This window comes from Mesorhizobium sp. WSM4312, from assembly GCF_002294875.1.
Taxonomy (GTDB): Bacteria; Pseudomonadota; Alphaproteobacteria; order Rhizobiales; family Rhizobiaceae; genus Mesorhizobium.
Window position 1 is genome coordinate 164,428 of sequence record NZ_NSFU01000012.1, and the last position, 20,732, is coordinate 185,159.

A 20,732-nucleotide genomic window follows, 5' to 3' on the forward strand; every position below is an offset into this window, starting at 1 on the left:
TTCCCTCAATGCGCTTTCCGCCCGCCTTTCTCGACGAGATCCGCGACCGCGTGCCGATTTCATCGGTTATCGGCCAGCGCGTCGCGTGGGATCGCAGGAAGACCAACGCGTCGCGTGGCGACTTTTGGGCCTGCTGCCCGTTCCATGGCGAGAAGAGCCCGTCCTTCCACTGCGAGGACAAGAAGGGCCGCTATCATTGTTTCGGCTGCTCGGTCTCGGGCGATCATTTCAAATTCCTGACCGAACTCGACGGAATGAGTTTCCCCGAAGCGGTCGAAAAGATCGCCGACATGGCCGGCGTGCCGATGCCGGTGCGCGACGCCCAGGAAGAGCGGCGCGAGCAGGAACGCGCCAGCCTGACCGACGTCATGGAGATGGCGACCGCCTTCTTCCAGGAGCGGCTGCAGGGGCCTGAGGGGGCAAAGGCCCGAGCCTATCTCAGGGACCGCGGGCTGACGCCGGCGACGCAGCAGTCGTTCCGGCTGGGCTACGCGCCGGACAGCCGCAACGCGCTGAAGGAGCATCTCGCGGCAAAAGGCGTGCCGAAGGCCGATATCGAAGCCTGCGGGCTGGTGCGCCATGGCGACGACATTCCGGTCTCCTATGACTGGTTCCGCGACCGCATCATGTTCCCGATACCGGATTCGCGCGGCAAGATCATCGCCTTTGGCGGCCGGGCGCTGGCGCCCGATGCGCTGGCCAAATACATGAACTCGCCCGACACCGAGCTCTTCCACAAGGGCAATGTGCTCTACAATTTCGCCCGGGCGCGAAAGGCGCTGGCCAAGGGCGGCACGGTCATTGCGGTCGAAGGCTATATGGATGTCATCGCGCTGGCGCAGGCCGGCTTCGAGAATGCCGTGGCGCCGCTTGGCACCGCGCTTACCGAAAACCAGCTTGAATTGCTGTGGCGCATGGCGCCCGAACCGATGCTGTGCTTCGACGGCGACAAGGCCGGGTTGAAGGCGGCATGGCGTGCGGCGGATCTGGCGTTACCGTCGGTGCAGGCCGGGCGCTCGGCGCGTTTTGCGCTGCTGCCGGAAGGCAAGGATCCCGACGACCTCGTCAAGGCCGAAGGGCCGGACGCGTTCCGCGCAGTGCTTGCCGATGCGCGGCCGCTGGTCGACCTTTTGTGGATGCGCGAGACAGCTGGCGGTGTCTTCGACACGCCGGAGCGGCGGGCGGAACTGGGAAAGACGCTGCGGGAGTTGACCAGCCGCATCCGCGACGAAAGCACGCGCTTTCACTACCAGCAGGAAATGCGCGAGCGGGAAAAGAGCTTCTTCGGCTCGCAGCGCGATGCGCGGCAAGGACGCCAGGACTGGAAACCGGGGCAGGGCAAGGCAGTCGCACCCGGCGGCCAGTTCGCCAAGCCTGGCGGCGGTCGCATGGCGATCACCGAAAGCCTCGGCCAGTCGGCGCTGGTCAAGCGCGGCAGCGAAGGGATGTCTGTGCGCGAGGCGACGATCATCGTGGCGCTGGTCAACCATCCGGCGCTGATCGACGAGAATTTCGCCCATGTCGAATTTCTCGACCTTGCCAATTCCGATCTGCAGCGGCTGCACGCCGCCATCCTTGACGCAATGGCGCACGACATGGCCAATGACCGCCACGCCGTGGTGGCGACGATCGAGCGTGCCGGCTGCGCCGAGATCTGGGAGCGCGCGGTTGGCCTGATCCGGCGGGCGCGGCAATGGCCGGCGCTGGAGACGGCAGCACTTGACGACGCCCGTGACGCTCTGAACCAGGCACTGCACTTGCAGCGCAGCGCGCGCACCTTACATAAGGAGCTGAAACAGGCGGAAGCGGCGCTCGAAGCGGATCCCTCGGACGAAAACTTCCGCCATCTGATCGAAATTCAGGCGCAATTTCAGGATGTGCAGGCGACGGAAGCGCTGATCGAAGGATTTGGCGTTTCGTCGGGCAGGGCTGGGCGAGCCTAAGTGCAGCTGAGTGCAGGGATGAGAGCGTGGCCGGGCTTCCCAGCGGAGCAAGGCGCGCTAAGTCGGGTAATTGATTCGCTTTTTTCATGCGAATCATGCCAGAGGCGCTTGACCTTCAGACAGAATGGCGGAATCAGGACGATTCGAAACGTTAACCCGCACCCGCGCCGACGGGAAATGAGCGATGTGAGGTACTGGTCACTGGACAGGCAGGCAGCCTGCCACAGATATCAGGGTTAATCTGGACTTAACGATCAATGAAGTTAGTGGCCCGGTGAAGCGCGTTTCAAAACGAGCCTATCCGATTTGACTGGTCCGACAGCTTACGCGGCCCCGATGCCCGGCCGCTAGGAGAAGATAAAAATTATGGCGACTAAGGAAAAGGAAGAGGTCGAGACCGAACGCGAAGGCGCCACAGATGGCCCTCTGCTCGACCTTTCCGATGATGCTGTCAAGAAGATGATCAAGGCCGCCAAGAAGCGCGGCTATGTCACGATGGACGAGCTGAATTCGGTGCTGCCTTCCGAGGAAGTGACCTCCGAGCAGATCGAGGACACGATGGCGATGCTGTCCGACATGGGCATCAACGTCGTCGAGGATGACGAGCAGGGCGAAGAGGCCGAGGCCGGCGACACCGCGGCGGACGCCGAGGAAGACGCCAACGAGCTGGCCGAACAGACCGGCACGGCGGTCGCCGCCACCACAACCAAGAAAGAGCCGACCGACCGCACCGACGATCCGGTGCGCATGTATCTGCGCGAGATGGGCTCGGTCGAGCTGCTGTCGCGCGAGGGCGAAATCGCCATTGCCAAGCGCATCGAGGCCGGCCGCGAGACGATGATCGCGGGCCTGTGCGAAAGCCCGCTGACCTTCCAGGCCATCATCATCTGGCGCGACGAGCTCAACGAATCCAAGATCCTGCTGCGCGAGATCATCGATCTCGAAGCCACCTATGCCGGCCCGGAGGCCAAGCAGGCGCCGGTGGTCGAGCGCATCGAGGAAGCGCCCAAGGCCGAGGAAAAGCCGCGGCGCGGACGCGACGAGGAAGACGACATCACCAATGTCGGCACCGATACGCGCGGCATCGGGGACGATGACGAGGAAGACGAGGACGAAGCGAGCCTGTCGCTGGCGGCGATGGAAGCCGAACTGCGTCCGCAGGTGATGGAGACGCTCGACGTCATCGCCGACACCTACAAGAAGCTGCGCAAGCTGCAGGACCAGCAGGTCGAGAACCGTCTGGCCGCCGCCGGCACGCTGTCGCCCAGCCAGGACCGCCGGCTGAAGGAGCTGAAGGACCAGTTGATCAAGGCGGTGAAGTCGCTGTCGCTCAACACGGCGCGCATCGAGGCGCTGGTCGAGCAGCTCTACGACATCAACAAACGCCTGGTGCAGAACGAGGGCAAGCTGTTGCGCCTCGCCGAAAGCTATGGCGTGCGCCGCGAGGAGTTCCTGAAGGAATATCAGGGTTCCGAACTCGACCCCAACTGGACGCGCGCGATCGGCAACCTGACCTCGCGTGGCTGGAAGGAATTCACCAAGAACGAGAAGGATGCGATCAAGGACCTGCGTGCCGAGATCCAGCATCTGGCCACTGAAACGGCGATCTCGATCCTGGAATTCCGCAAGATCGTCAACCAGGTGCAGAAGGGCGAGCGCGAAGCCGCGATCGCCAAGAAGGAAATGGTCGAGGCCAATCTGCGCCTCGTCATCTCGATCGCCAAGAAATACACCAATCGCGGCCTGCAGTTCCTCGACCTGATCCAGGAAGGCAATATCGGCCTGATGAAGGCGGTCGATAAGTTCGAATACCGCCGGGGCTACAAGTTCTCCACCTACGCGACGTGGTGGATCCGGCAGGCGATCACGCGTTCGATCGCCGACCAGGCGCGCACCATCCGCATTCCGGTGCACATGATCGAGACGATCAACAAGATCGTGCGCACCTCGCGCCAGATGCTGCACGAGATCGGCCGCGAGCCGACGCCGGAGGAACTGGCCGAAAAGCTCGCCATGCCGCTCGAAAAAGTGCGCAAGGTGTTGAAGATCGCCAAGGAGCCCATCTCGCTCGAAACGCCGGTCGGCGACGAGGAGGATTCGCATCTGGGCGACTTCATCGAGGACAAGATGGCAATCCTGCCGATCGACGCCGCGATCCAGGCCAATCTGCGCGAGACCACCACGCGCGTTCTGGCCTCGCTGACGCCGCGCGAGGAGCGCGTTCTGCGCATGCGCTTCGGCATCGGCATGAACACAGACCACACGCTGGAAGAAGTCGGCCAGCAGTTCTCGGTCACCCGCGAGCGTATTCGCCAGATCGAAGCCAAGGCATTGCGCAAGCTCAAGCATCCGAGCAGGTCGCGCAAGCTGCGCAGCTTCCTCGACAGCTGAGACATACCGACAACAAGAACAAAAGGGCGCCCCCTGGCGCCCTTTTTCGTTTGTGACACGCGCTCTTGCGGCTCGCATCCATCGGGAGGATAATTTCCAGGTCGGATGCATTTTCTGGGCGACAACCCGGATGCCCGCCCCGGCGAAGACGCCGTGCTCCGTGGCCCCGGAGGGAGGTGTGCCGTGACAAGCTACATCGTGCTGATGAACTGGACGGAGCAGGGCGCGAAGAATGTGCGGGATTCGCCGAAACGGCTTGATGCCGCCAGGAAACAATTGGGCGACATGGGCGGCTCGTTCAAGGCGTTCTACCTGACGATGGGTGAATACGACATGGTGGCGGTGGTGGAAGCACCCGACGATGCGGTCCTGGCGCGTTTCTCGCTGATGCTGGCGGCCGCCGGCAACATCCGGACGCGGACGCTGAAAGCCTTCCCCGAATTCGCCTACCGCGAGATCATCTCGTCGCTTGGATAGCAGGCGGCAGGGTTCGAAGGCGACGACAAGATACCCGGCCTGACGGCGCTTTGCCGCAGGACAGGACGCTTTGCCGTGATAAACTGCGGCCAGAGGATCGCGATGAAGAAAGTCTCGATACTGGCTGGCAGCCTTGCCTTGATAAGAGTGGGCGCTGTTTCGCGACAACGGATGCACCGAGGCCATGCGCGGCTGTCATAGGGTGAGATGATGTCCGAAACACATTCGCATCTTTGGCCCGGCGTGCCGCTCGCCCTTGGCTCGGCCGCTCTGTTCGGCGCGACGCCGCCGCTTTCCAAGCTGCTGCTCGACGCCGTGAACCCCTTCATGCTGGCCGGCCTGCTCTATCTTGGCGCCGGTCTCGGCCTCGCTCTCTATCGCTTGCTTCGCGGCAGGCAGGCGGCGGCTGGCGAAGCGCAACTGGCCGCCCGGGATATCCCCTGGCTGGCGCTGGCAATCGGCATGGGTGGCATCCTCGCGCCGGTGCTGTTGATGTTCGGCCTCAGCCTCAACACGGCATCCAGTTCAGCGCTGCTGCTCAACCTGGAAGGGTTGGCGACCATGGCGATCGCCTGGCTCGTCTATCGCGAGAATGTCGACCGGCGCCTGCTTTTTGGCGCCTTCGCCATTCTGGCGGGCGCGGTGCTGTTGTCATGGGACGGCGGCGGCGTTGCTTTCAACCCGGGCGCCCTGCTGGTCGCGGGGGCTTGCGTGGCCTGGGGGCTGGACAACAATTTCACGCGCAGGATTTCAGCCACCGACCCCGTGGTGATCGCCATGCTGAAAGGCCTGGTGGCGGGTGCGGCCAATGTCGGATTGGCGCTTGCCGCCGGGGCGTCGTTTCCCACGATATCCATTGTCGCGGCCACGGCCGCGGTCGGCTTCCTCGGTATCGGCGTCAGCCTGGCGATGTTCATCCTGGCGCTGCGCCATCTCGGGACGGCGCGCACAGGCGCCTATTATTCGCTCGCTCCGTTCATCGGTGCGCTTGTGGCCATCGTCATGCTGGGCGATGCCGTCACTCTCAAACTGGTGATCGCGGGGCTTCTGATGGGTGTCGGCCTGTGGCTGCATCTGTCGGAACGCCATGAGCACGAGCACGACCATGAGGCGCTGGAACATGAGCACAGCCATGTGCATGACGAGCACCACCAGCACGATCATGACGGGCCGGTGAGCGAGCCGCATTCGCACTGGCACCGGCACGCGCCGATGCGCCACCGGCATCCGCATTATCCGGACCTGCATCATCGGCATAGCCACGGCTGAGCATGCCAACATCATGCTCAAGCAAACACCCAAGCCTGAACTGACCGTCTGGTACAACACGCGATGCCCTGTCTGCGATGCGGGCATCAGCCGGCAAAAGCGGCGGCTGATCGAAGCGGTCCAGGCGGGGAGGATCGAGTTTCGCGACATCAATCTGGAGCCGGCGGCGCTTGGCCGTTTTGGCGCCTCGCTGGAAGACATCCGCCGCCGGCTGCACGCCACCGACGCGGCCGGCCGGCTGCTGGTCGGCGCCGATGTCGCGATTGCCATATGGCAAGCGACACCCGGCGAGGGCTGGCTGGCCGCGCTTTTCGGCAATCCGGTTGCCTTGCCGTTGACACGACTTGCCTATGACCGGTTCGCCGACCTGCTCTACGCCTGGAACCGGCGCAAGGGCCGCTGGTAGCCGAACGCGTCCAACTCCGTCGTCCGCAAGACAACCCCCGGACCGGAAGCCGATCAGGCTGGCGCCGCATTCCGATACATCGTAAGATATATCTTGACTCCAGCAGGTCGGGCGCCTATTTAAGATATATCGTAAGATAGAACTCAAGGAGCAATCATGCACAGACACAGTCATTTCGGCGAACGCATGTTCATGCACATGGCCGGCAGATTCGGTGGCAGAGGCGGCGGCTTTGGTCCGTTCGGCCATGGCGGTCGCGGCGGCGGACGCGGTGGCCCGGGCGACATGTTCCGCGCCGGCCGCATGCTGGCCGACGGCGACCTCAAGCTGATCACGCTTTCGCTGCTGGCCGAGGCGCCGCGCCATGGCTACGACATCATCAAGGCGCTGGAAGAGCGCACAAGCGGCATCTACAGCCCGAGCCCGGGCGTGGTCTACCCGACGCTGACCTTCCTGGAAGAGGCCGGCTATGCCGTCTCGTCGAGCGAAGGCAACAAGAAGGTGTTTTCCATCACCGAGGCCGGGCAGGCGCATCTTGCCGACAATCGCGAGATGATCGACGGCGTGCTCGACCACCTCGAGCGCTTCGGCCGCAAGATGGCCAAGGCGCGCGACTGGTTTGGCTGGAACGATGATGGCGAGGACCGCCGCGGTGGCCGGGGCGGGCGTGGCGAGCGTTCCGAAACGCGCGACGAATTCCGCGCCATCCGCCACCGCCTGCGCGCTGCCCTGGGCGACATCGTCGATGCGCCGGCCGAAAAGCAGGCCGAGGCGATCGCCATTCTCGAAGCCGCGGCGGAAGCGCTGGAAGCTCTGACGCACCGCTGATCCAGATGCAATAAATGCATGAAAAGAGCCCGGGTCGACCCGGGCTTTTTTGCGTCAGCGCGAATGCGGATCATTCCTTGCCGACTTCGATCTTGGCGGTCATCTCGGCCGACAGGCGCTCGTACCAGGAGATGAACATTGTTCAGACCTGTTTTTGAACACTGTTCACGAAATCCCGGATGTGGTAGACGGAGGGACGATCGTGGTTCGAACAGCCGGGCCGAGGGCACGGCATCCATGAGGACAAGCATGGCGCTGGACAGGGAAGAAACAGGCGAGCGGGTGCTGGCGATTGCCGAGGTGCTGCTCAACGAGGGCGGCATGGACAATCTGAAGGCCAGGACCATCGCCGAGCAGGCGGGCATTTCGGTCGGCTCGGTCTACAATCTGTTTTCCGACCTCGACGGGGTGCATCGTGCCGTCAACATGCGGCTGCTCGACCGGCTGGGCGCGGCAGGGGCGGCGGCGATGGCCGATCTTTCCCAGCGCGGCATCACCGACGTGCGCCAGCGCCTGCTGGCACTGGCCGGCGCCTATGTGCGTTTTGTCGAAGCGCATCCCGGCAGCTGGCCGGCGCTGCTCGCCTTCAACAGGCGGCGTCCGACGCTGACCGAGCCGGATGCCTATGAGGCGCGGCTCGACCAGCTGTTCGAGATCATTGCCGGCGTGCTCGCCGGCGGCGATTTCGACCTCGACGACGACACCCGCCGGATCGCCGCGCGCACATTGTGGTCAAGCGTGCATGGCATCGTCACCAGCGGCTACGCCGGCAGGTCCGTTCGCCGGCAGGCCGACGAGATCGACCGGCAGATCGAGCTGCTGGTCGCCGTCTTCATCAGGGGGCTGGAACGCGGCGGCACATTCGCGCATGCTGGGACAACAGCGTCGTGAATCGAGACGTTGATGGCTTGCAGGCCTTCGGCAAGCCAAGCTGAAGGCCGGCGCTTTGACCAGACCTTTGAGCCACCACCTTGCAACAGACGGTCTTCGCCTGCGCACTCGTTCCGGATCGGCTGCATTCCAAACGCTCGCGCAGGACATCGTCCTGAGCAATTGGCTTGACGTTGAGGGTTGACGCGTCGCGCGGATTCGCGAACGTGGCAGATCGGAGCAATGAAGGGCCGGATGATGACGACAGTCAACGATTCAACTCCAGCAGCGCGGGAATTGTATCTTGATCTCCTGATCAGGATATTGCTCAACACGATTTACCAGGATCCCGCGATCAACCCGGAGGTTCAGCCGATGGTGGTCGAGCCGTTCAACCCGAAAACCCGCGCGATCGGCAAGGATTGGCCAACGCAGGCTCACACGATGGTCGGCCAGGCGCGTCTCGAGAGCTTGCGCAATCTATCACAGCAGGTGCTGGACGACGGCATCGTTGGCGACTTCATCGAAACGGGCGTCTGGCGCGGTGGCTGCTGCATCCTGATGCGCGGCGTTCTTGCCGCGAACCAGATCCACGACCGCAAGGTCTATGTCGTGGACTCGTTCGCCGGCCTGCCGGCGCCAAACGAAGAGCTCTATCCCTGGGATACCGGGTGGAACCTTAACGTGTTCAAGGAACTGGCCGTCTCGCTGGAGACGGTCAAGGACAATTTCTCACGCTATGGGCTGCTCGACGAGCAGGTCGTGTTCGTAGAAGGGATGTTCAGCGACACCCTGCCGTCGCTGTCGGCCGGGCCGTTCGCGCTGCTGCGGCTCGACGGCGATCTTTACGAGTCGACCATTGTGGCGCTGAATTCCCTTTACCCCAAATTGTTCCAGGGCGGTGTTGTCATCATCGACGATCGCGCTCTCGATCCATGCCAGCGCGCGGTGATCGATTTTCGCGATCAACACGGCATCACGGCACCGATGCAGGAGGTCGACTGGACCGGATCCTGGTGGCGCAAGGAGTGAGAGTATTTTCCTTTTACGCAATTCCCAAGGGCAAGCGCTAAGCGCTTTTCCCAGGAAAACCGCTTCACACTTTTCTGCAATTGCTCTAGCGAACGCGACGGAGATAGCCGTTGACGTTCCAGGTCACATTGGTGCCGAAGTGGTCGCAAAGGCTGGTATCGATTTCATAGTCCTGCCCCCGATCGCGCAAGAACAGCTCGACCGCACGGCGTGGGCCGCCCATCAGCGTGGCGACAAATTCTGGACCATAAAGATCGTCGACAATACCGTCCTCGACGGCAATATACTCTCCCGCAACCAGCCAACGATCGAAGAAGCGCAGCACGGCGAGCGTCGTCTCGCAATGATGGTCCGCATCCTCGATGACGAACATCGGTCTGGGGAGGCTCTCGATCAGATCCGCCGGTAAGGTTGCCGCCAGGTCGCGACCGTCGCCACGATGAAACGTCACGCCCGGCACGCTGATCGAGGGCGGCGTGATGTCGATCGAGTGAATGACGCAGTCGACGCCGAAGCTGCGTATGATATCGGCAAACCAGAGCGCGCTGCCGCCCCATTTGGAGCCGATCTCGATCAATGTCCTGGGCTTCTGCTGCCAAAGCAGCATTTGGTACAGCGCCAGATCGAATGGATTTTTGTAGGTGGGCACGCCCTTGTAGGTGTAGCGCAAGGTGCCGTCTTGAATCGTCGCAAGCGGTACACCAAGCAATGCGCTTCCGGTGGCAAGACGTTCAATCATACGGTTGTCCTTCAAGCCGACGTCAAACCCGATTATGCGGTATGCCGCTGCGACACAGCGTGAGCGGGTCGGTTGGCGGTTCAGAAGATACTTGCCGAAGCCGGTGTAGCAACGGGGTCGCAACTCGCTGGTCATGAACGGCTTACTGGTACGAAATATCGCCACCCATATTCAAGGACATTCATGGCACGCAGCGGTATATTGCCGATCGTGATTGAATTCCCATGCGCCTCCCGCAACGCAGAACCGGTCGTCAGGACAGCGGCGGAACAGTGAGAGGGGGCTGGAACGCGGCGGCACATTCGCGCATGCTGGGACAACAGCGTCGTGAATCGCGGACAGGCAGGCCGCGATCGCAGGGCGAACAAGGAGATTTGAGCCATGTCTTTTCTGAAACGTCTTTTCGGCGGTGGCGGCGGTGAAGCGGCCGAGGCCAAGAGTGCCGCACCCGCCAAGCAGGTCGAGCACAAGGGTTTCCTGATCAGCGCTACACCCTACAAGAACGATGGCCAGTACCAGACCTGCGGTATCGTCTCCAAGGAGATCGACGGCGTGGTGAAGGAGCACAAATTCATCCGCGCCGACCGCTTCGCCGGCCTCGACGACGCCGTCGACATCTCGATCAAGAAGGGCATCCAACTGGTCGATGAACAGGGCGAGCGGATTTTCGGCTAGGGCTCGGCCACGTGGAGCCTGCATAAATCCAGCTTATCATCACCCCTAGTTTTTGAAGACGTTACAGGGTCTTTCGCCGTCTGTAGCTTCGACCCTACACATTGGAAATGACTGGGATTTGGTGGGTCGATGCAGACACATGCGCGGGTGGTGATTGTTGGCGGCGGGTGCGTCGGCGCGGGCATCCTCTACGGCCTGGCCAAGCGCGGCTGGACCGACGTCGCGCTGCTGGAACGCACGCAGCTGACGGCCGGCTCGACCTGGCATGCGGCGGGCCTCGTCCCGTCCTATGCCCGCAACATCAATATCGGCCGGATGATCAACAAGACCATCGAGATCTATGAAGGGCTAGAGGCCGAGACCGGACAGCCGGTCGGCTGGCACAAATGCGGCCAGTTGCGGATCGCCAATTCCAGGGACCGGCTCGACGAATACAAGAGCTATATGAGCGTGGCCGACGTTCAGGGCATGCGGGCGCATTTGCTGTCGCCGGCGGAGGCGAGGGCGCTCTGCCCGCTTCTCGACAACAAGCATATGCTTGGCGCGCTCTATCATCCCGACGACGGCCATATCGCGCCGGCCGACGTGACCCATGCCATGGCCAAGGGCGCGCGGGATCTGGGTGCCAGGATCCACCTGAACACGGAGGTCACCGGCTTTCAGCGGACCGCCGGCGGCGAATGGCGGGTCACCACCAACAAGGGCGACATCATTTGCGAACATGTGGTCTGCGCCACCGGCAATTACGCGCGCCAGACCGGCGCGCTGCTCGGCCTCGACATCCCCGCCATCCCGATCCTGCACCAGTACTGGATCACCGAGCCCGTGCCGGAGATCGTCGAGCGCAAAAAGCAGGGACGTGCCGAAATGCCGATCCTGCGCGACGAGGGTTTTGAAGGCTATCTGCGCGAGGAAGGCGACGGCTTCATGTTCGGGCCCTACGAGCGCACCGAACACCTCAAGCTGTTCGCAGAGGACGGCGTTCCCGCCTGGTTCGGCGCCGACCTCGTCGAAGAGGATTTCGAGGCGGTGTCGTGGAACTGGGAGCAGGCAACGCAGCTCGTGCCGGCGCTGGGACGTGCCGGGATCAAGGCCAATGTCCGCGGTCCCTTCCAGATGACGGCGGACGAGCTTCCGCTGATGGGACCGGCCTGGGGCCTGCCCAATGTGTGGCTGGCCGAGGGCGTGCCGGGCGGCATATTGTGGGGCGGCACGATCGGCTATTACCTGTCGGAGCGGATCGTCGAGGGCGGCAACAGCCTCGACACTTCCGATCTCGATCCGCGCCGCTTCGGCGACTATGCCAACAAGGCCTGGACGCGCGAGAAGGTCCGCGAGGCCTGGGGCACGCATGCCGAGCAGAAATATCCGGGACAGGACATGCCCGCCGCCCGCCCGCAGAAGACCGCGCCGTCCTATGCGCGGCTGACCGAACTGGGTGCGGTCTGGGGCGTGCTCAACGGCTGGGAAATGCCGAACTGGTTCGCGCCCAAGGGCGTCGAGGCCAAGGACCAGTACAGCTGGCGCTGGACTGAAAAGGGCGTCTTCGTCGGCGGGGAGGTGCAGGCGGTGCGCAACGCCGTCGGCCTGGTCGAGATGACGCCGATGACCAAGTTCGAAGTATGGGGGCCAGGCGTGGCCGCCTGGCTCGACACGATCCTCGCCAACCGCCTGCCGGCGACCGGCCGGGCGGTGCTGGCGCATCACCTTACCGCTGCCGGCGGCGTGCAGGCCGAATATATGGTGGCGCGCCTTGGCGACGACAGTTTCTACCTGATTTCGACGCCGCGCGCGGAACGCTGGAATTTCGACGATCTCTCAAGGCTGCTTCCCGCCGACGGCAGCGTCAGTCTGAAGAACGTCACCAACGATCGCGGTTGCTTCACGGTCGTCGGGCCGAAGGCGCGAGACGTGCTGCAACCACTCACCGAGATCGACCTGTCGAATGCGGGCTTTCCCTGGTTCGGCGTGAAGACCGGCAGCGTGGCGCTTGCCAGCGACGTGCGGCTGCTGCGCGTCAACTACGAGGGTGAACTCGGCTGGGAACTCTACCATCCGATGGCCTACCAGCGGCAATTGCTCGACGCGATCCTGAGAGAGGGCGAGAAGCACGGCATGCGGCTCGTCGGGCTGCATGCGCTGGAATCGCTGCGGCTGGAGAAATCCTACCGCGCCATGTATCGCGACATGAATCCCGAACTCAACGCGCTGGAGAGCGGGCTCGAGCGCTTCATCCGCCTCGACAAGGGCGATTTCGTCGGCCGCGACGCGGTCGTGAAATACAAGGCGAGGAGCGACCAGCGCCGGTCGGTGACGCTCAGAATAGAAACCGACGGCGCCAGCACGCTTGCCAGTGAAGGGCTGTACATCGGCGGCGAACTGGTCGGCCGCATCACATCGGGCGGCTATGGCTACACGCTCGGCCACGATGTGGCGCTGGCGCTGCTGCCCGAGCGTCTCGGCACGCCCGGCACGAAGCTCGACGTCGCCATTCTGGGGGAATGGAAGACCGCTGAGGTCATCGCGGATTCGCCCTATGATCCCTCTTCGGCCAGGGCGCGGATGTAACGCGCAGCAGCGGTGAGCGAAGGTATTGGGGGACGCTTCCAGCTTCCGTTGTTTTTTTGCATAGGACTGTCGGCGCCCGAAAGCGGCTTCGGCCATCACTTGCCAATGTAGGCGGCCAGTTCGTCCGGCGTCCCATTTGGGAAAGCCTGTTTTAGAAAGTCCAAGAACGCCGACACTCGCGCGCTGAGCAGCCGGCGCGATGGGTAGAGCGTCCAAATCGAGATTTCGGGACCGTCAATATCCCCCCAATTCACCAGTGTCCCGTCAGCCAAGTCGTGGCTCACCAACGAAATGGGAAGACGTCCTGCACCGACGCCGGCTCGCACGGCATCCCGGACCATGATGAGCGTTGACAAAACGAGGACCGGCTCGATTGTAATCGTTGACCGGCCACCGGGTGTCTTCACGTGCCATGTTTGCAGTTCGCCTGCTCCGCGCGCAACGCCAGGAGCGGCATGCTCACCGGTCGTGCGAGGAAGGTCGGGGTTCGCCACAACAACCAGACGATCGCGGAGAAACGCCCGTCCGACCAGGCTTTCGTCGGGATCTGGATTGACCCGGATTACCAGGTCGTAGCCTTCCTCGATCATGTCGACAGGCCGGTCCTCAGTCGTCACCTCGAGCTTCACCTCCGGATACTTGAGGGCAAATCCCGCGGCGATCCTCCCCATTGCCGTCTGCGAAAAATGTAAAGGTGCGCTGATCCGCAATCTCCCCTTGGGTCTCTGAGCGCCCGAGGCAATCGCCGAAGCCGTCTCGTCCAGTTCGGCAAGCAACGCCCCCGTCCGCTCGAAGAGCGCCCGTCCTTCTTCAGTGAGCTTCAGGTTGCGCGCACCCCGTTCAAACAGGCGCAGATCAAGACTGCTTTCCAACTCTCCAACGCGCCGGGACAGCGTTGCCTTGGGCCGGCCGGTGGCCCTTGCCGCTTTGCCGAAGCCACCATGGCGGGCGACGAGATTGAAATCGGCGAGCGCAAGAAGATCCATTGGTGTTCCACCAGTGAGACGGTGCGTCTAGAGTTTCCGTCTATTGGGCTCTCAGTGAGCCACACATATTGGAGGTGTCAAGCAACCCAACAGGAGAAATTTCATGACCATTCTCGTTACCGGCGCCACAGGCAATATTGGCCGCCAAGTCGTCGAACACCTCGTCAAGCGCGGCGCCGATGTCCGTGCTCTCGTCCGCGATCCGTCGAAAGCCAGCTTCCCGGCAGGCGTATCCGTCGTGCAAGGCGACTTTCTCGATGTCGATTCGCTGCGCAAAGCCATGTCTGGCGTTTCCACTCTTTTCCTCTTGAACGCCGTGGTGCCGGACGAATTCACCCAAGCTTTGATCGCACTGAACGTCGCCCGATCGGCCGGCATCGAGCGCATCGTCTATCTGTCGGTGATCCACGCTGACGTCTATGTGAACGTGCCGCACTTCGCGGGCAAGTTCGGCGTTGAGCGAATGATCGAGCAGATGAACTTCAAGGCTACGATCTTGCGCCCGGCCTACTTCATCCAGAACGATCTGATGATCGAAGACGTTATCACCGGCTACGGCACCTACCCAATGCCGATCGGCGCCAAGGGTCTTGCCATGATCGACGTGCGTGATATCGCTGAGATCGCCGCCCTTGAGCTGCTGCGCCGCGAACAGTCCGCAGAGCCGCTTGCGCTCGACCGGATCAACCTCGTCGGTCCGCAGACACTGACTGGGACGGATATCGCCGCAATCTGGTCAGACGTGCTTGCCCGCCCGATCCACTACGGCGGCGACAATACAGAGGGCTTTGAGCAAAATCTCAAGCAGTTCTTGCCCGCCTGGATGGCCTACGACATGCGCTTGATGGGCGAGCGCTTCTTCACCGACGGGATGCGGCCCGAGGCCGGCGACGTCGAGCGCCTGACTGCGCTTCTGGGCCGCCCACTGCGCCCATATCGCGACTTCGCCTCAGCGATCGCTGGTTCGCGGGCGATAGAGTCGGCGGCGAGCTGAGGAGTAAAATCGGCGCACGCGTCATCGCCGGACTGCACAATAGCAAGCTTACACGGGGGTAGGCGAGAGAGGCGAATGCTCCGTTCGGGGCTCTTAATCCGAAAAACTCACACTGACGCCGCGCTGGCGAAAATAGGCCTGCATCAGCTTGCGGCCCGAGCGGTTGTTTTGCGCCAACTTGGTCGGATCGAACACCGCCTGTTTCATCCCCTCGCGCGCCAGCGCGGCCTTGAGCGTCGCGATATGTGCGTCGATGTCGGCATTGTCCGCCCGAAGCGATGCATAGATATTCTCGGTCGCCTCGGCCACGGTCGGTTCGCTCACAGCTGTCGTCCTCTTGTTGATTGGGCGGCGGCTTAGCACAGATTCGCGGCTGCGCGATACCGATGCGTACCGGCCAGACTGGTCAGCCACAGGCATCCGATCAGCGCGGCGCCTAAGCCTGGCCGCTCCTGGCCGACTTCGTCAGTTCCTGTTCCAGGTCCACCAGTTCCTTGCCGCCGGCCATCAGGTTGAGCAGCTGGTCGCGGGTGATTTCGCCCTTGGCGTAGGTGCCGGTGCTTCTGCCGCGCTTCAACAGCGTGAAGCGGTCGCCGACGACATAGGCGTGGTGGACGTTATGGGAAATGAAGATGACGCCGATGCCGCGCGCCTTGGACTGCACGATGAGCTTCAGCACCACGGATGCCTGGTGGACACCCAACGCCGAGGTGGGCTCGTCGAGGATCAGCACCTTGGCGCCGAAATAGACGGCGCGCGCTATGGCCAGGCATTGCCGTTCGCCGCCCGACAGCGTGCCGACCGGCTGTTCGGGATCGCGCAGCTGGATGCCCATCGCCGACATTTCGTCGTAGGCGGTGCGGTTGGCGAATTCGGCGTCGAACTGGCTGATCGGGCCGAACTTGCGCATCGGCTCGCGCCCGAGGAAGAAGTTGCGCGCCACGCTCATCAGCGGCACCAGCGCCAGATCCTGGTAGACGGTCGCGATGCCGCTGTCGCGCGTATCGGCGGGCGAGGCGAACCTTGTGGGCTTGCCCTGGACGCGGATTTCGCCCTCGTCCGGCGAGTAGACGCCGGACAGGGTCTTGATCAGCGTCGACTTGCCGGCGCCATTGTCGCCGAGCAGGCAATGCACCTCGCCGGGGCAGACATCGAAGGACACGTCCTTCAGCGCCACGACCGAGCCGAAATACTTGCTGACCGACTTCAGTTCGACATAGGGCTCGGCCATCACCGGCTCCTCATGGCGCGGTTGCGCACATAGCTGTTGAACAGCACCGCGATGACCATCATGGCGCCCATGAACAGCTTGAACCAGTCGGTGTCGATGCCGGTGTAGAAGATACCCATCTGCACCACGCCGAAGATCAGGGCGCCGAACATGGCGCCGATGGCCGATCCATAGCCGCCGGTCAGCAGCGTGCCGCCGATGACGACGGCGATGATGGCCTCGAATTCCTTCTGCGTGCCGCGCAGCGTGTCGGCGGAGCCGGTGACCAGCACCTGGACCGCCGCGAACAGGGCGGCCGCGAGCGCAGTCATGACGAACAGCGTGATCTTGGTGCGCGCCACCGGCACGCCGAGATTGCGCGCGGCATTGGCTTCGCCGCCGGCTGCAAAAATCCAGTTGCCGAAACGGCTGCGCGTCAAGAGCCAGGTGCAGGCCAGTGTCAGCGCGATCCACCACACGATCGACACCGGAATGCCTGATATCGACGGCATTCCGTCGGCCCGCTTGCCGATCAGGCCAAGGTCGGAAAGCCAGGCAATCAGGCCGGTGAACACCTGGCCAGAGAACAGGCTGTTGAGGGGATCGTTCTGCGCCAGCTCGTGCACGCCCGACACCTGGGTCCGCCCTGAAATGCCGCGCGTGAGGCCGAGCGTCAGGCCGCGCAGCATGAACAGGCTGCCGAGCGTCACGATGAAGGAAGGCAGGCCGGTCCTGACGACGGCGAGCCCGTTCAGCGCGCCAATGCCGCCGCAGACGGCAAAGGTGAACAGCAGCGAAAGCCAGATCGGCCATCCCCAGAACACGGCAGGGATGGCGATGAGGATGCCGGCAAAGCCGATCATCGAGCCGACCGACAGATCGAACTCGCCGGCAATCATCAGCAGGGCCACGGGTGCGGCGAGAATGCCAAGCTGGGCCGAGACTTCGAGGAAGTTGACGATGCCCTTGGCGCTGAAAAGCCCCGTGCTTCCCGCCGTGATGGCGAAGAACACGAAGACCAGCACGGTGCCGGCGGCCGCGCCAAGCTCCGGCCTGCTTAGCAGGCGGCTGAGGCGTGAGACGGACCGGACCCGCTCGTCGCGAATCTCTGAAACCATGGCTGCTTGCCCTCAAGAGTGTAGCGGCCGGGGCGTGGCCCCGGCCGCCTGTGTTAGCGCTTGCCTTGTTTCGACAGCTCGATGACCGAGGCGGCAGTATCCTTGGTGACGAAGCCTGGGCCGGTCGGATAGTCGGCGATCGGCATGATCTTGTACTTCTTCCAGAGATCGAACATCGCGACCGGGATGTAGCCCATGGCGTATTGCTGGGCGTCGATGCCCCATTCCATCTTGCCGCCGACGACGGCCTGCAGGATCGTGGGCGAGAGGTCGAATGTGCCGGTCTTCACCTTGCCCGAGAGGCCCAATTCATCAAGCGCGGCCAGCGTCGGTTCGGCACCGCTGGCACCGACGGCGAGGATGAACTGTGTATCGGCATGAGCGGTCATGTAGGCGATCACGCGGTTCTTCATTTCGGTCGGGTCGATGACGCCGTTCATCACCGGCACGTCGACGCCCAGACCCTTGGCGAAGCCGGCGCAGCGGTCGTCGAGGCTCGAATTGCCGACCTCGTGGTTGGCGCAGACCGCCTTGGTGAGGCCGAGCGCCTTGATGCGCTCGCCGGCCATGACGCCCGCCTGGAATTCATCCTGCCCCATGAACAGCAGGCCGCCAAGGTCATGGGTGAGTTTCGAGCCGCCGGAATCGATGACGATCACCGGGATGCCGGCGGCGACGGCGTTCTTGACCGGAGTTGTAAGGGCGGCCGCATCGGGGATCGAAACAACCATGCCGTCGGGCTTCGAGGCCGCGATGGCGTCGATCATCTGCCCCATCTTAGCCATGTCGAAGGTTTCGGGCGCCAGATATTCGGCCTTGACGCCGAGCGTCTTGGCGGCATCGTCCATGCCGTTCTTGACGACCGACCAGTAGGGGTCGCCGCTCTGGCCGTGGGTGACGAACACCACCCGCGTTTCGTCGGCGGCCGCAAGGGTCGTGGCCGCCGCCATCATCGTGAAGCCGGCCAGCAGGCCGAGCGCGGGCTTTATTAATTTCGCAAGCGAAAACATAACAACCTCCTGTTTGTTTTCCGCCGCCGCAATTACGGTCGGCAGTCCAGTTGCCCCTTCATTCCAGTTTCATTCCTCAGCACTGGTTTCCTGGAGGCCGAATAGTGGCCTCGATCACTCCATGACGGTAAATCCAACCTCTTTCGCCATGCGCGACAGGTTCTTGAATCCCATCGTCGCATAGGTCAGCGGATTGGCCTTGTTGGGGTCCTGCTCGGCCTCGACGACCAGCCAGCCGCTGTAACCATTGTCGGCCAGCACGCGCAGAATGGCGGGATAGTCGATGAAGCCGTCGCCGGGCACGGTGAAGATCCCGTCCATGACCGCGCCCATGAAACTCATGTCCTCGGCGCGGGCACGCTCGAGCACAGTCTTGCGGGCGTCCTTGCAGTGCACATGCACGACGCGTTTGACCTGCGCCTTGATCAAGGCGAGCGGGTCGCCGCCCGAAAATATCGAATGGCCGGTGTCGTAAAGCAGGCCGACCGCTTCGCCGGTATGCCGCATCAGCAGGCCAACCTCGGCATCGGTCTCGACGATGGTCCCCATATGGTGATGAAAGGCCATGCGCACGCCGAACTCCGCCATTCTTTCGGCGAGTGCCGTGAGCTTGCGGCCATAGGCCGGCCATTCTTCCGGGCTCAGGGCCGGGCGTTGAGAGATCGGTCCCCAGATGGCGTTGTGGCGCCCGCGCGAGGTGTCGGCATAGACGACATGGGTCGAGCCCATATCCTTCAAGAGCTGGAGATGCGGCGTGATCGCATCCATCTCGGCGCCAATATCCTTCTCGTCGCAGCGGCCATCATACCAGCCGGAAATCACCGCGAGGCCATAGCGGTCCATGATCGGCCTGAGCTCGGCCGACCGGCGCGGAAACTTGCCGCCGAGTTCGGTGCCGGCGTAGCCGGCCTGCCTGGTTTCGCTGAGGCAGACTTCAAGCGGCGTATCGCCGCCGAGTTCCGGCACGTCGTCATTGGTCCAGGTGATCGGATTGATGCCGATGCGAACCGTCACGGGCGAGCTCCTGATTGCTTCGATTGGGCAAGGTGGTGGCGGGTCAGCCCAGCCAGCAGCGTCATGTCGCGGCGCGCCTGCTCGGCAGTGTTGCGCACGGTTGAGCCTTCGACGATCGCCGACCAGAAGCCCTTCAACTCCTCGACGAAAGCCTCTTCATAGCCGCTGCGGATGTCGCGGCTGGAAAGCGTGTGGCCGTCGGCGCCGCGGATGGTCAGCCGCGTCGGCTGGTGGTTGAGATAGGGCGAGGGAAATTCCAGCTCGAGGGAGGCATCATCGAAATGGAGCGTGATGCGCTCGCGGTAGTCGGGCAGCCCCGGCGTGGCGACATGGACCATGGTCCACAGGGCCTGGCCATCGAGCAGCCGCACCGCGCCCTGGCCGCCTTCGCCTTTGGCGAAGAACGAGGCGCCGACAATTTCACCGTCGGCGACGCCGAGCGCATCGAGCAAGCCGTGGACGGCGTTCACATCATGGACGATCGACGAAGAATAGGCGCCGACAAAGCCCCGAAAGGCCTCGGGATCGTCGATCCCGGGCACCGCGCGGTCGACCTGCTCGCGCTGCCTGGCTTCGGTCGAGGCAATCAGTTCCGCCGCGACGTCGTCACCTCGGCAAGTGGAGGCGTGCCGGATGAAGGGCCAGGCGTCGGGATCGTTGACCTCGACCGAAATGTAGCGAAGCGTCCGCGCCGTACCGGGCAGCAAGTTCAGCGCCGCCTCGTAGCTCGGGTCGAAACGCTTCATGTAGCCGACCTGGAGCACCTTTCCGGCGCGATCCCTGGCGGCAATCAGTTCGTCGATGTCCTGCGCGCCATAGCAAAGCGGCTTTTCGCAGAAGACATGCAGGCCCCTGGCAAAGGCGGCGAGGCTCTGTTCGCGGTGCAGCGCATCCGGCGAAGCGATGACCACGGCGTCAAGCGGCATGGCGAGCAGCGCGTCGAGATCGGAAAATGTTTCGAGGCCGAATTCCTCTGCGACGAAAGCGCGGACTTTTCGCGACGGATCGTAGACGCCAAGGATCTTGAACTGCCGGTGCAGCTTGAGCAGGTTCGGAATGTGCTCGACCTGGGCGACGCCGCCCGCCCCGATCACTCCCACCCTTATGCACTGCATCGGCCAGCCCCATCTGAACCCGAACGCTTTTTTCTTGAGGGTAGGCTTCCTTTGGTTCCATTGTTAGAACCAGATTCCATTGATTTT

General features: G+C 63.1%; 19 protein-coding genes. 11 read left to right on the forward strand and 8 right to left on the reverse strand.

Annotated elements, in window-relative coordinates:
• Positions 1-8 precede the first annotated feature (8 nt).
• From dnaG to CK228_RS21600, 8 genes are all read left to right on the forward strand, one after another.
• A complete protein-coding gene (dnaG, locus tag CK228_RS21565; protein WP_095789148.1) occupies positions 9-1,943 on the forward strand; it encodes a DNA primase in 1,935 nt (644 codons plus the stop codon).
• 366 nt (positions 1,944-2,309) lie between these two features.
• Entirely contained in the window at positions 2,310-4,334 is a 2,025-nt protein-coding gene (gene rpoD, locus CK228_RS21570; protein ID WP_095773647.1) for an RNA polymerase sigma factor RpoD, read from the forward strand.
• Positions 4,335-4,517: 183 nt separating this feature from the next.
• Complete coding sequence (locus CK228_RS21575; protein ID WP_027047268.1) at positions 4,518-4,811, forward strand: GYD domain-containing protein; 294 nt, start codon at positions 4,518-4,520, stop codon at positions 4,809-4,811.
• Between the two features lie 210 nt (positions 4,812-5,021).
• Positions 5,022-6,080 (forward strand): DMT family transporter, encoded by a 1,059-nt coding sequence (locus CK228_RS21580; RefSeq protein ID WP_095789214.1) that lies wholly within the window; start codon positions 5,022-5,024, stop codon positions 6,078-6,080.
• Positions 6,081-6,093: 13 nt separating this feature from the next.
• A complete protein-coding gene (locus tag CK228_RS21585; protein ID WP_095773648.1) occupies positions 6,094-6,486 on the forward strand; it encodes a DCC1-like thiol-disulfide oxidoreductase family protein in 393 nt (130 codons plus the stop codon).
• A gap of 156 nt (positions 6,487-6,642) precedes the next feature.
• Positions 6,643-7,314, forward strand: coding sequence for a PadR family transcriptional regulator (locus CK228_RS21590; RefSeq protein WP_095789149.1), 672 nt, complete (start codon positions 6,643-6,645; stop codon positions 7,312-7,314).
• A 249-nt stretch (positions 7,315-7,563) separates the two neighbouring features.
• On the forward strand, positions 7,564-8,205 hold the full coding sequence (locus CK228_RS21595; RefSeq protein WP_095789150.1) for a TetR/AcrR family transcriptional regulator: 642 nt from the start codon (positions 7,564-7,566) through the stop codon (positions 8,203-8,205).
• Between the two features lie 234 nt (positions 8,206-8,439).
• Positions 8,440-9,216, forward strand: a complete 777-nt coding sequence (locus CK228_RS21600) for a TylF/MycF/NovP-related O-methyltransferase (protein ID WP_095789215.1) — start codon at positions 8,440-8,442, stop codon at positions 9,214-9,216.
• 85 nt (positions 9,217-9,301) lie between these two features.
• Here CK228_RS21600 and CK228_RS21605 read toward each other — a convergent pair whose 3' ends face one another.
• On the reverse strand, positions 9,302-10,090 hold the full coding sequence (locus CK228_RS21605) for a CmcI family methyltransferase (protein WP_245438084.1): 789 nt from the start codon (positions 10,088-10,090) through the stop codon (positions 9,302-9,304).
• 246 nt (positions 10,091-10,336) lie between these two features.
• Between CK228_RS21605 and CK228_RS21610 the strand changes: the two genes are divergently transcribed.
• Together CK228_RS21610 and CK228_RS21615 are read left to right on the forward strand one after the other, a co-directional pair.
• On the forward strand, positions 10,337-10,630 hold the full coding sequence (locus tag CK228_RS21610) for an HlyU family transcriptional regulator (RefSeq protein ID WP_095773652.1): 294 nt from the start codon (positions 10,337-10,339) through the stop codon (positions 10,628-10,630).
• Between the two features lie 129 nt (positions 10,631-10,759).
• The gene (locus CK228_RS21615) at positions 10,760-13,198 is read left to right on the forward strand and encodes an FAD-dependent oxidoreductase (RefSeq protein ID WP_095789151.1); all 2,439 of its coding nucleotides are present in this window, start codon (positions 10,760-10,762) and stop codon (positions 13,196-13,198) included.
• A gap of 95 nt (positions 13,199-13,293) precedes the next feature.
• Here CK228_RS21615 and CK228_RS21620 read toward each other — a convergent pair whose 3' ends face one another.
• Positions 13,294-14,184 carry a LysR family transcriptional regulator gene (locus tag CK228_RS21620; protein ID WP_095789152.1) on the reverse strand — a complete coding sequence of 297 codons (891 nt, stop codon included), beginning with the start codon at positions 14,182-14,184 and terminating at the stop codon, positions 13,294-13,296.
• A 103-nt stretch (positions 14,185-14,287) separates the two neighbouring features.
• Here CK228_RS21620 and CK228_RS21625 point away from each other — a divergent pair, with 103 nt between their 5' ends.
• The gene (locus CK228_RS21625) at positions 14,288-15,178 is read left to right on the forward strand and encodes an NmrA/HSCARG family protein (RefSeq protein ID WP_095789153.1); all 891 of its coding nucleotides are present in this window, start codon (positions 14,288-14,290) and stop codon (positions 15,176-15,178) included.
• Positions 15,179-15,271: 93 nt separating this feature from the next.
• Here CK228_RS21625 and CK228_RS21630 read toward each other — a convergent pair whose 3' ends face one another.
• The 6 genes from CK228_RS21630 to CK228_RS21655 form a co-directional block, all read right to left on the reverse strand.
• A complete protein-coding gene (locus tag CK228_RS21630) occupies positions 15,272-15,502 on the reverse strand; it encodes a hypothetical protein (RefSeq protein WP_095773656.1) in 231 nt (76 codons plus the stop codon).
• A gap of 112 nt (positions 15,503-15,614) precedes the next feature.
• Positions 15,615-16,409 carry an ATP-binding cassette domain-containing protein gene (locus CK228_RS21635; RefSeq protein ID WP_095773657.1) on the reverse strand — a complete coding sequence of 265 codons (795 nt, stop codon included), beginning with the start codon at positions 16,407-16,409 and terminating at the stop codon, positions 15,615-15,617.
• Positions 16,409-17,506, reverse strand: a complete 1,098-nt coding sequence (locus CK228_RS21640) for an ABC transporter permease (RefSeq protein WP_095789154.1) — start codon at positions 17,504-17,506, stop codon at positions 16,409-16,411. The genes CK228_RS21635 and CK228_RS21640 overlap by 1 nt, the downstream gene beginning before the upstream one ends.
• 53 nt (positions 17,507-17,559) lie before the next feature.
• Positions 17,560-18,516, reverse strand: a complete 957-nt coding sequence (locus CK228_RS21645) for a sugar ABC transporter substrate-binding protein (protein ID WP_095773659.1) — start codon at positions 18,514-18,516, stop codon at positions 17,560-17,562.
• 114 nt (positions 18,517-18,630) lie between these two features.
• Positions 18,631-19,530, reverse strand: a complete 900-nt coding sequence (gene iolE / locus CK228_RS21650; RefSeq protein ID WP_095773660.1) for a myo-inosose-2 dehydratase — start codon at positions 19,528-19,530, stop codon at positions 18,631-18,633.
• Positions 19,527-20,645, reverse strand: coding sequence for a Gfo/Idh/MocA family oxidoreductase (locus CK228_RS21655; protein ID WP_095773661.1), 1,119 nt, complete (start codon positions 20,643-20,645; stop codon positions 19,527-19,529). The genes iolE and CK228_RS21655 overlap by 4 nt, the downstream gene beginning before the upstream one ends.
• Positions 20,646-20,732: the final 87 nt, after the last annotated feature.